This is a genomic window from Virgibacillus sp. Bac332 (assembly GCF_003667785.1).
In the GTDB taxonomy this organism is placed as follows: domain Bacteria; phylum Bacillota; class Bacilli; order Bacillales; family Amphibacillaceae; genus Virgibacillus; species Virgibacillus salarius.
On the sequence record NZ_CP033046.1, the window covers coordinates 3,233,961 to 3,245,223 of the forward strand.

Annotated in this window: 8 protein-coding genes; all 8 read right to left on the reverse strand. The window is 37.3% G+C overall.

Annotated features, from left to right (window positions below):
* Positions 1–76: 76 nt before the first annotated feature.
* On the reverse strand, positions 77–286 hold the full coding sequence (locus tag D9782_RS15455; RefSeq protein WP_034679970.1) for an acetyl-CoA carboxylase biotin carboxyl carrier protein subunit: 210 nt from the start codon (positions 284–286) through the stop codon (positions 77–79).
* A 12-nt stretch (positions 287–298) separates the two neighbouring features.
* On the reverse strand, positions 299–1,654 hold the full coding sequence (locus tag D9782_RS15460) for an acetyl-CoA carboxylase biotin carboxylase subunit (RefSeq protein WP_026683173.1): 1,356 nt from the start codon (positions 1,652–1,654) through the stop codon (positions 299–301).
* A gap of 10 nt (positions 1,655–1,664) precedes the next feature.
* Positions 1,665–3,299 carry an AMP-binding protein gene (locus tag D9782_RS15465; protein ID WP_121605137.1) on the reverse strand — a complete coding sequence of 545 codons (1,635 nt, stop codon included), beginning with the start codon at positions 3,297–3,299 and terminating at the stop codon, positions 1,665–1,667.
* A 24-nt stretch (positions 3,300–3,323) separates the two neighbouring features.
* Positions 3,324–4,466 carry an acyl-CoA dehydrogenase family protein gene (locus D9782_RS15470; RefSeq protein WP_121605138.1) on the reverse strand — a complete coding sequence of 381 codons (1,143 nt, stop codon included), beginning with the start codon at positions 4,464–4,466 and terminating at the stop codon, positions 3,324–3,326.
* 67 nt (positions 4,467–4,533) lie between these two features.
* Positions 4,534–5,178, reverse strand: a complete 645-nt coding sequence (locus D9782_RS15475; protein WP_026683170.1) for a TetR/AcrR family transcriptional regulator — start codon at positions 5,176–5,178, stop codon at positions 4,534–4,536.
* A 584-nt stretch (positions 5,179–5,762) separates the two neighbouring features.
* Complete coding sequence (gene parC / locus D9782_RS15480) at positions 5,763–8,216, reverse strand: DNA topoisomerase IV subunit A (RefSeq protein WP_121605139.1); 2,454 nt, start codon at positions 8,214–8,216, stop codon at positions 5,763–5,765.
* A 29-nt stretch (positions 8,217–8,245) separates the two neighbouring features.
* Positions 8,246–10,195 (reverse strand): DNA topoisomerase IV subunit B, encoded by a 1,950-nt coding sequence (gene parE, locus D9782_RS15485; protein WP_034679985.1) that lies wholly within the window; start codon positions 10,193–10,195, stop codon positions 8,246–8,248.
* A 639-nt stretch (positions 10,196–10,834) separates the two neighbouring features.
* Positions 10,835–11,251, reverse strand: a complete 417-nt coding sequence (locus D9782_RS15490; protein WP_026683167.1) for a CoA-binding protein — start codon at positions 11,249–11,251, stop codon at positions 10,835–10,837.
* Between the last annotated feature and the right edge of the window lie 12 nt (positions 11,252–11,263).

An 11,263-nucleotide genomic window follows, 5' to 3' on the forward strand; every position in this document is an offset into this window, starting at 1 on the left:
ATGTCTAAGTTGACTAGACTAGTACTCACTGAAATCCCCCCCTACGAATAATTTTTCAGATGCTATCACGGAATTATTATTCGATGATAGCAATAATATCCCCTTCATTAACAAAATCTCCTTCGGCTACTTTCATTTCCTTTATCGTGCCTGAAGACTCTGCAATAATAGGTATTTCCATTTTCATAGATTCTAGGATTACAACATCCTGTCCTTCTTCAACCGCTTCTCCGTGTGTCGCTGTAATTTTCCATACACTACCTGCCATTGATGCTTTTAATTCCATTATTTATTCCTCCTATTTTTTATTCAATTGAGTTAAATAGTTTGTTTCTACAAAATTTGTTGTTGTATTTCCTGATCTAAATGCTTGATGCTTCGTTATTGAAAGAAGCATGGGGAGATTTGTTTTAATCCCTTCAATCTTATATTCTTGAAGAGCTGTTTGAAGTAATGAAATTGCTTCGTTTCTCGTTTGACCATGTACAATTAATTTTCCAATCATCGGGTCGTAAAATGGTGTGACATCATAATTGTTACAAACCGTGATTTCATTTCTTATTTTTTCTCCTTCTGGAGGTTCAAACCTATGAATATGCCCCGGTGAAGGGAAGAAAGTAATTGGATCTTCTGCATAGATGCGTGCCTCAATTGCATGCCCGTTTAAGTGGAGATCAGCTTGTTTTATATCTAACGCTTCTCCATTAGCAATTTGAATCTGTTTCTCTACAATATCAATACCGGTTATTTCTTCTGTTATTGGGTGTTCTACTTGAATACGTGTGTTCATTTCTAAAAAGTAGAAGTTTTCTTGTTCATCTACTAAAAATTCAATGGTCCCAGCATTTGTATAACCTAATGTCTTAACCGCTTGAATGGCTTTATCTCCCATGTTTTTTCTTGTCTTTTCGGAAATAAACGGGGAAGGGGCTTCTTCAATAACCTTTTGATTTCTTCGTTGAATCGAACATTCTCGCTCAAACAGATGAACAGCATTACCATAATGATCTGCCAGTACTTGAATTTCAATGTGTCTAGCATTTTCTACCTTTTTTTCTATAAACATAGAGCCATCCCCAAAAAAATTCAGAGCACGTTTAGAATTGTTTTCAATGGCCTTTGAAAGCTCTTCCTTCGAGTGAACCATCTGCATCCCGATACCACCACCACCAGCGGATGCTTTCAGCATGATTGGATAACCGATAGCTTCTGCAATGGATGCTGCTTCTTCCGCAGAAGCTACCGCTCCTTCGGTGCCCGGTACTACAGGTACACCAGCTTGCTGCATCATGGTTCTTGCTGCTATTTTACTACCCATTTGACGAATAACCTTGCTCTTTGGGCCAATAAAGATGATATCCTCCGATTCGCATTTTTCAGCAAATATATCACTTTCACTCAAGAAACCGTAACCAGGGTGAATGGCATCTGCTTTGCATTCTTTTGCAACTGAAATAATTTTTTCGATATTTAAATAGCTCTCGTTAACTCTAGGTGGTCCTATTAAGTAGCTCTCATCAGCCATTTGTACATAAGGAGCATCTTTATCTGCTTCTGAATAGATACTAACAGCTTGTATATTTAGCTGTTTGCAAGTTCGGATTACTCTTGCCGCAATTTCCCCACGATTAGCAATAACTATTTTGTTTATCATACGGTTCCCCCTATCGTTGTAACTGTTGTAAAGCTAACTCTTTAAGCTTATATTTTTGAATCTTTCCACTTGCAGTCATCGGATACTCCTGGACAAACTCAATATATCTTGGGATTTTATGTTTCGATATTTTCCCATAACAAAATTTTTGTATGTCCTTTGCTGTGTGTACTTTACCTTCTTGTAAGATAATCCAAGCCATAATTTCTTCCCCATACTTTTGGTCTGGAACACCAACGACTTGTACATCAAGTACATCGGGATGCTGATATAAAAATTCTTCTATTTCTCTCGGATAAATGTTTTCACCACCACGAATAATCATATCCTTCATTCTTCCGGTGATTTCTAAATAACCGTTATGATGGATAATTGCTAAATCACCTGTATGTAACCATCCGTGTTCATCTATAACTTCATTTGTTGCAGCCGTATTATTATAATAGCCTTTCATGACATGATAGCCTCTTGTTAGTAACTCACCTGGTACGCCAATTTCTTGATCATCATCTGTTCCTGGTATAATTACTCTAACTTCTACATTTGGGTGTGGCTTTCCTACGGTACTTACGCGTAATTCAATAGGATCGTCTGTTTTCGTTTGTGTAATTACTGGGGAGGACTCTGTCTGTCCATAAGCAATTGTTATTTCTTTTGCACCCATCTTTTCCATTACATTTGTCATCACTTCCATTGGACAGGTAGACCCTGCCATTATGCCAGTTCTTAGACTAGATAAATTATATTGCTTGAAGTTTGGGTGATTTAATTCAGAAATAAACATCGTTGGCACGCCATGAAGTGCCGTACATCTTTCGTTAGAAACAGCGGATAAGACTTTCTCAGGATGGAATTGTTCTAATAAAACCATTGTTGTTCCTTTTGATACAGCAGCTAATACTCCTAATACACAGCCAAAGCAGTGAAAAAAAGGAACAGGAATACAAAGTCTATCTTCAGACGTCAGTTCCATACAATCAGCAATCTGCTTTCCGTTATTGACAATATTATAATGTGTTAGCATGACACCTTTAGGGAATCCAGTTGTGCCAGATGTGTACTGCATATTAATAACATCATTAACTTGTAGACTTTCTTTCCGTTCAAGTAGCATTTGCTCACTAATGATGTTTCCATATTGCATTACTTCATTCCAGTTGTAGGCAAATGAATACGTGTTCTCACCAATAACGATTATATTTTTAAGATTTGGTAAGGTTTTTGATTGAAGCATACCTTTTTCAGCCATTTCTAGCTCTGGACAAATCTTTTTAAGTATATCGATATAAGATGTGCCTTTATAACTTTCCGCGAGAATTAGCGTTGTCGATTCTGACTGTTCTAGTAAATAGTGAAGCTCGGATGCTTGATAACTGGTATTTACAGTAACTAATACTGCACCCATCTTTCCGGTTGCAAATTGAGTTGTCAGCCACTCAGGCTTATTATCTGCCCAAATCGCTACATTTTCTCCTTTTTCAATACCTAATGCCATAAATCCCTTTGCTGCTTCATTCACCATTTCATTGAATGCTTTGTAGCTTTTTCTCAAGTGTAGTTCTGGATAAATAACGGCTTCATGATCAGGATATAATTCTACTTGCTTTTCTAAAAGCTCTCCAACAGTAAAATTTAAAAGTGTCATGGACGTTTTCCTCCCCCTACTAAACTAGCAACCTAATTGTCTAGCGATAACTAAACGTTGAATTTCTGAAGTACCTTCTCCAATTTCAAGTAGTTTTGCATCCCTTAGGTAGCGTTCTACTTCATACTCACGCATATATCCATACCCACCATGAATTTGAATGGCTTGATTCGCTGCACGAGATGCTGTTTCGGATGCAAAAAGCTTTGCATAGGCTGCTTCTTTACTAAATGGCTTATCATTATCCTTTAACCAAGCTGCTTTATGAACCATGTTTCGTGACAGCTCTACTTCCATTGCCATATCAGCTAATTTAAATTGGATAGATTGGAAATTAGAAATAGATTGGCCGAACTGTTTTCTTTCCTTTGCATAGTTTAATGCTTTTTCTAAAGAAGCTTGAGCAATACCTACTCCAAGTGCAGCTATTGAAATTCTTCCACCATCTAATGTATAGAGGAATTGCTTAAACCCTTTTTCCGGATCACCCAGTAGATTTTCCTTTAGAACACGTACTTGGTCAAGTACGATTTCCGCTGTATCGGATCCGCGTACACCCATCTTGTCATAATTGCTAGTAATTTTAACTCCTTTTGTATCTGTTGGAACGATAATCGCTGAGATAATATTTTTTCCTTTCTCATTTTTACCTGTGACAGCGGTTACAATTAATGTTTTAGCAAAACTAGCGTTAGTTATAAAGCACTTCTCTCCATTAATAATATATTCATCGCCCTCTAAATTAGCAGTTGTTTTTGTTCCACCTGCATCTGATCCGGCATTAGGCTCTGTTAATCCGAATGAACCAAGTGCTTTTCCTTGAGCTAAAGGAGTTAGGAACGCTTTCTTTTGTTTTTCTGTTCCGAAATAGTAAATGGGACTTGCTCCCAATGAAACTGCAGCAGCATAGCTTAATCCTGTACTACCACAAACACGGCCAATTTCTTCTACAGCTAAAGCGTACGATAATGTGTCACCACCGGAACCACCGTACTCCTCAGGGAAAGGAATGCCGAGTATGCCAAGCTCTCCAAGCTGATCGAAGATATCAATAGGGAATTTTGCCTCCTTATCAATTTCGATTGCTCTAGGTTGAATCACATTTTCCGCAAAATCCTTTACCATTTTTTTAATCATTAATTGTTCCTTTGATAATTCAAAATTCATGTTTTCCTCCTATCCCATGCTGAAAGACCGACTGGTTGGTCTGTTCAAAGCATTATACATGTAATTATTACATATTATCGTCTATCAACGCTTCATATGCATCATCGTGTATATTTCCGTGATCTAAGACAGCATGTAAAATGAGATCTACGAAAATGTCACTGATTTCATTAATACTCTTCGCACCACCTTGCTTATACCATTTATATGTCCAGTTTACCATCCCTAATATTGCCATTCCTGTAATTTCAACCGGTAATGCCTGACGAAATTCACCAGTTTGCTTACCTTCATAAATGACTTGAAATATGAGCTGTTTAAACTGGTCACGCTTTGCTTTGATTAAAGACTCATACTCAGGTTTTAAATATACTGTTTCCTGATAAAACACGGAAATATGTGGCTTATAAATATCAAAAACCTTAACAAAATCCTTAATAATTACGCTTAGCTTCTCTGTCGGTGAATGATACATTTCATTGGCACGGATGGCTTTATCAAGTACATAAGATATAAACGTATCATGGATTAAGTATAGTAGCTCATCTTTAGAAGAGAAGTGATGATAAAACCCCCCCTTAGAAGTACCTACATCAGCGACAATTTGATTCACTGTTACTCCGTGATATCCATACTTTTCGAAATGTAGCAATGAAGATTGAATTATTTTTTCACGTAATTCCGTTCTAAATCCCTCCTCTTCATTAGATATTTTAACACTATCATATTTATCTGAAAATATAAAGTCTTGGCAAGAAATGCAAAGCGTTAGTTGAATAAAAAGGTATTTATAAATAAATCCAAACCACCAGTGAACTAGTAGCCTGCTCTGCGGCTAAAGGTTTTTATTACCGTTTTCAGCCTTCAATGTCCGCTGAAAGGGTTTCCTATCTGCATCAAAGATCTCTTACTTTTCCTGTAAATGGATCAAAAGTCACTACAATATATACGCGTGTGCTATAAATATACAATAGGAATTTAGAGAAAAGGTTCGTATCCACTACGGTTCAGAAACGATTAAAATTGCTTTATAAAGAATGGAATAGATGAGCGTATCTCCAGTAATACTTGCAGATTCCGTGTGTACTACGTACAATTCCATGCAAAATAGTGAGTCTAAGTACGGGTTGAATACTTAATTGTATGCTATTTTTGTTCTCAAAGTGAGGGATAATAATTTCGACCCTTTGTTTTAAAGTAGGCTAGCAGAGACAGGGAGACTTCTCAGCCATTAAAAAAATGACAGGCAACCTCTTGGCTTACCTGTCATATGAATAGCTAGAAAATATTACTACATTATGCTTTATTTGTATCTTCAAATGGTTTCTGATAATGAGCCTGCTTCCATACTTCTACTACCTCACCATGCGTGTCAGCATCAATAATAAATGAACCATTACTGTATCGATCACTATTGGAAAGTTCTAGTGGAAATATACTGTGTGTCGTACCGTCACTTGTTTGGAAGTCTAGTGTATCATCTTCATTAATAAGGAAAAATCCTCTAATTCGATGGGGTTTACTCTTCAGCTCACGAAGCATCAATAACCCACGCTTCGCTCGTGTCGATTTTTCAAACTCTTGCAATCTCATACGTTTGCATGCGCCTCTTTGTGTTAGAACCACCAGAGATGGATCAGAGAGATCATCAAATACTTGTCCGTTAACAACGTATTCATCTTTTTTCAGTTGAATTGCTTTAACACCAGCAGCTCGTTGCCCAACTATCGATATATCTGCTTCATGATACCAGAGGCCGTAACCTTTATTAGATGCTATGAATACATCTGTATGACCATTTGTTTTGTGGACATTCACTACTTCATCATCAGCTTTTAGGTTTAGGGCAATTAAAGCCTTCGAGTATCGCTGAGCGTCATATAACTGTAATGGACTCCTTTTAACCATGCCGTTTTTTGTGAAAAACAATAGGAAGTTATCCTCTTTAAAATCACGGACAGGTATGCATTCAATAATACGTTCATCCTTATCGATGGAAACTATATTAGATATATGCTGTCCAATATCCTTCCAACGTATATCTGGAAGTTCGTGAACAGGTAAATATAAATACTTTCCTTTATTCGTAAAGACGAGAACTTTATCCGTCGTATTTAATTCGATTAAACCAACAATATGGTCATCTTCTTTCATTGCAAAATCTTCGCCATTTGATGCACTATACGAACGAAGGCTAGTTCGCTTTACATAACCATCTCTGGTAACAGATACAAGAACATCTTCACTAGCGACCATAACCTCGATATCAATCTTTAATTCCTCTATCTCATTTTCAACAATTGTTTTTCTAGGAGTTGCAAATGTTTTTTTGATTTTTCTCAAGTCTTTTTTGATCGTTTGAAGCAGCTTTTTCTCGCTCTGTAATATATGCTCTAGTTCCTTAATTTTTTCTCGAAGTGTTTCAGCTTCTTGCTGAAGTGTAGTGATGTCAGTGTTTGTTAAGCGATAGAGCTGAAGCATTACAATAGCTTCTGCTTGTGCTTCTGTAAATCCATAGTTTGCGATTAATCGTTGTTTAGCGTCTTGCTTATCCTTAGATGATCGAATAGTTGCGATAACTTGATCAAGGATGGATATAGCTTTCATTAGCCCCTCTACGATATGTGCACGGTCCTTGGCCTTCGTTAAATCAAATACTGTTTGTCTAGTTACAACTTCCTTTTGATGTCTAATGTAGGCATCAAGCATTTCATTTAATGAAAGGAGCTTAGGGGTTTTGTCTTGAATGGCAACCATATTAAAGTGATAAGTAACCTGTAAATCTGTATTTTTGAACAGATAATTAAGAACACCTTCACTATTTACATCCTTTTTTAGTTCGACGACTACCCTTAACCCGGTACGATCTGTCTCATCACGGACTTCGGCAATTCCCTCTACCTTCCGATCGATTCTCAATTCATCAATTTTTTTAACCATGTTGGCTTTATTTACTTCATACGGTATTTCATCAATGACTATTTGCTGACGATTGCCACGTACCTCTTCTACTTTTGTTTTACCACGAACTACTATTTTGCCGCGCCCTGTTTCATACGCCTTTTTTATGCCCTCCACACCTTGAATGATTCCTCCAGTAGGAAAATCGGGACCTTTAATAACTTCCATTAATTCTTCTGTAGTGACTGCAGGCTTATCAATTTTTAATATAACTGCATCAAGCACTTCTTCTAAATTATGTGGAGGTATATCCGTAGCGTAACCTGAGGATATTCCTGTTGAACCATTAACTAGTAAATTCGGGAACTTTGCAGGAAGGACCACAGGCTCCATAATGGTATCATCAAAGTTTGGAATAAAATCAACCGTATCCCTATCAATATCACGTAATAACTCAGAAGCGATACTTGATAATCTAGCTTCTGTATAACGCATTGCAGCAGGTGGATCGCCATCGATACTACCATTATTTCCGTGCATTTCTACTAAGACATTCCTTACCTTCCATTCTTGACTAAGACGAACCATCGCTTCGTATACAGAGGAATCACCATGTGGATGATAATTCCCAATTACGGTACCAACGGTTTTTGCTGATTTACGAAAATTTTTATCATGCGTGTTTTTCTCTTCATGCATAGCATAAAGAATTCTTCTTTGAACAGGTTTCAACCCATCTCTTGCATCAGGTAATGCTCTGTCTTGAATAATATATTTACTATACCTTCCAAATCTGTCTCCAATTACTTCTTCTAACGGAAGGTCTAAATACGTTTCTGGTTGTGACAAACCAACCCCCCCTTATGGTTATACTTTAATTATTGTTGTTGTTCTGTATGAATTTTATCATTTTCTAAAATATTTGATTCATCATCTAAGCCAAACTCTACATTGCCTTCAATCCATTTTCTCCGCGGCTCTACCTTGTCCCCCATTAATGTTGTTACACGTCGTTCTGCTCTAGCTAAGTCATCAATGGTTACACGGATAAGCGTTCTAGATTCAGGATTCATGGTTGTTTCCCATAGCTGATCTGCATTCATTTCACCAAGACCTTTATAGCGCTGCAGCGTATACCCATTCTTGAACGTAAGTGTCGCTTTTTTCATTTCTTCCTCATCCCATGCATATACAACCTTCTCTTTTTTTCCTTTTCCTTTAGAGATCTTATATAAAGGTGGGAGAGCGATATAAATCTTTCCTGCTTCCACTAGCTGGCGCATATAGCGGTAGAAAAACGTTAGTAATAATACTTGAATATGTGCCCCATCTGTATCAGCATCCGTCATAATAATGATTTTATCATATTGCACATCATCTAAATCAAAATCTCCGCCTACTCCCGCACCAATGGTGTGGATGATGGTTGAGATTTCTTCATTTTTAAATACATCTTGAAGCTTCGCTTTTTCGGTATTGATTACTTTACCACGTAGAGGTAATACAGCTTGGAATTTCCTATCTCTACCCTGCTTTGCAGACCCTCCAGCCGAATCACCCTCAACTAAATATAATTCGTTACGTTTTGGATTCTTTGATTGCGCAGGTGTTAATTTCCCGCTTAATATGGTATCTTTTCTTTTTCTTTTCTTACCAGTACGTGCCTCTTCTCTCGCTTTTCGGGCAGCTTCTCTTGCTTCTTTCGCTTTGATTGCTTTCTTTATTAACAGTCCCGAGACGTCCGGATTTTCTTCAAGGAAATAGGATAACTTCTCAGAAACAATGGCGTCAACAGCTGATCGTGCTTCAGGTGTACCTAATTTTCCTTTCGTTTGACCTTCAAATTGAAGTTTTTCCTCTGGCACACGAACAGAAACGATTGAAGTAAAGCCCTCTCGTATATCTGTTCCTTCCAGATTCTTATCTTTTTCTTTAAGTAATCCTGCCCGACGCGCATAATCATTAAACGTTCTAGTAATTGCTGTGCGAGCACCAGATTCATGTGTTCCACCGTCCTTTGTTCGGACGTGATTAACAAAAGACAGCATACTTTCGGCATAGCCATCGTTAAACTGAAATGCAAAATCAACTTCTATCCCTTGTTGCTCTCCTTCAAATGCAACTACAGGATGAAGCGTGTCCTTTTCCTCATTTAAATAATGTACAAAAGCCTTGAGACCATCTGGAAATTGATATTCTTCATGTTGATTATTACGAAGGTCAGATAGTTGAATTTTTAGCCCTTTTAACAAAAAGGCTGCCTCGCGTAACCGTTCCGACAAGGTTTCAAAATCATATACAATGGTTGTAAAAATACCAGGATCTGGTTTAAAGTGAATGGTCGATCCTTTCTTTTTCGTTGTCCCCTTTTTTTCAAGGGAACCAACCGGCTTACCACCGTTTTCGAATCGTTGAAAATAGGTGTGCCCCTCTCGATGAATAGTTACCTCTAACCATTCAGAGAGTGCATTGACAACAGAAGCGCCAACCCCATGTAGTCCACCACTTGTTTTATAGCCTCCCTGACCAAACTTTCCTCCTGCATGTAATACTGTAAAAATGACCTCAGGTGTGGACTTTCCAGTACGGTGCATTCCAGTTGGTATACCTCGACCCTTATCCACTACTGAAATACTATTATCTTTATGTATGGTTACTTTTATCGTTTCACCAAATCCTGCTAAAGCTTCATCTACAGCATTATCAACAATTTCAAATACGAGATGATGTAAACCACGGAGATCTGTACTTCCTATATACATTCCAGGTCTTTTTCTGACTGCTTCTAATCCTTCAAGTACCTGTATTGAGTCATCACTATATTGCATAGGTTGTTGAGCCAATTCAAAACTGCTCCCTTCTTACGTAGATTACTTTGTTCGAATCATTACCAGTGAGTAACGCTCTGCCCTTTGCTCATGCAAAACCTAACTTTCATTTATTTAAGTCGTAGTATCTTGCATCTGTTCTCAACTAAATTCATTATGTTGCGCACATTCATCTATTAATTCTTAGTATAATATAAAAAGTATATCCAGATTTTCTCTCACTATAATAGAACGAATGTTTGTTTCTGTAAAGACTAATTATATTTTGCGTATATACTATATCCTTAAGAAAGAAAAATGATAGGTATCCCTATCTGTCATGCCGCATCAATTTTAAATTTTTACCAACTTGTAAAGCCTAAGTCTCCTCTTTACGTAGCCAACATCGCTTACCGAGGTTTTGTGCTATCTATCATATGATGAGCTGATAATGCTTTGTACTTGCCAGTATTAACCATAAGCGGTGTACTTAAGTATACTACACTTCCTTTTATCTTGCATGGGTCAACTATAGTTAAGTAGCTTTGAGACACTATTTTAACTTACTACATCTCTTTAATGGCATTATAGCATTCCAAAAGGTGTATACCTTTTTGAAAAGGAAGAGGATGGCATGAATATGCCATCCTGTAAGCTTCGTTATTTTACTAATACGGCATGTACAACTTTAATGCATAAATCCATAATAACCGTGAAATCATGTTTCTTCAAATAATCATAGGCATCCTCATTACTTATCCCTTGCTGTGCCCAAAAAACACTACAATTGGTTTGTACAGCTTCTTTAGCGATATCAAGTAAATGCTCTGGCCTACGAAACACATTAATAATATCGATCTGCTCTTCAACATCTGTTAATGAAGGATACGATTTTTCTCCAAGCACCTCACTTATTGTAGGATTTACAGGAATAATTCGATACCCTTGCTTTTGCATAATTTGAGCAATTTGATATGAGGTTCTATCTGGGTTAGAAGATAAACCTACAACAGCAATTGTTTTTGCAGTAGTCAAAACTTGCTTTAGTCTGTCATTTGATGGATTTTCCCAACGCATAAATATCCCCTT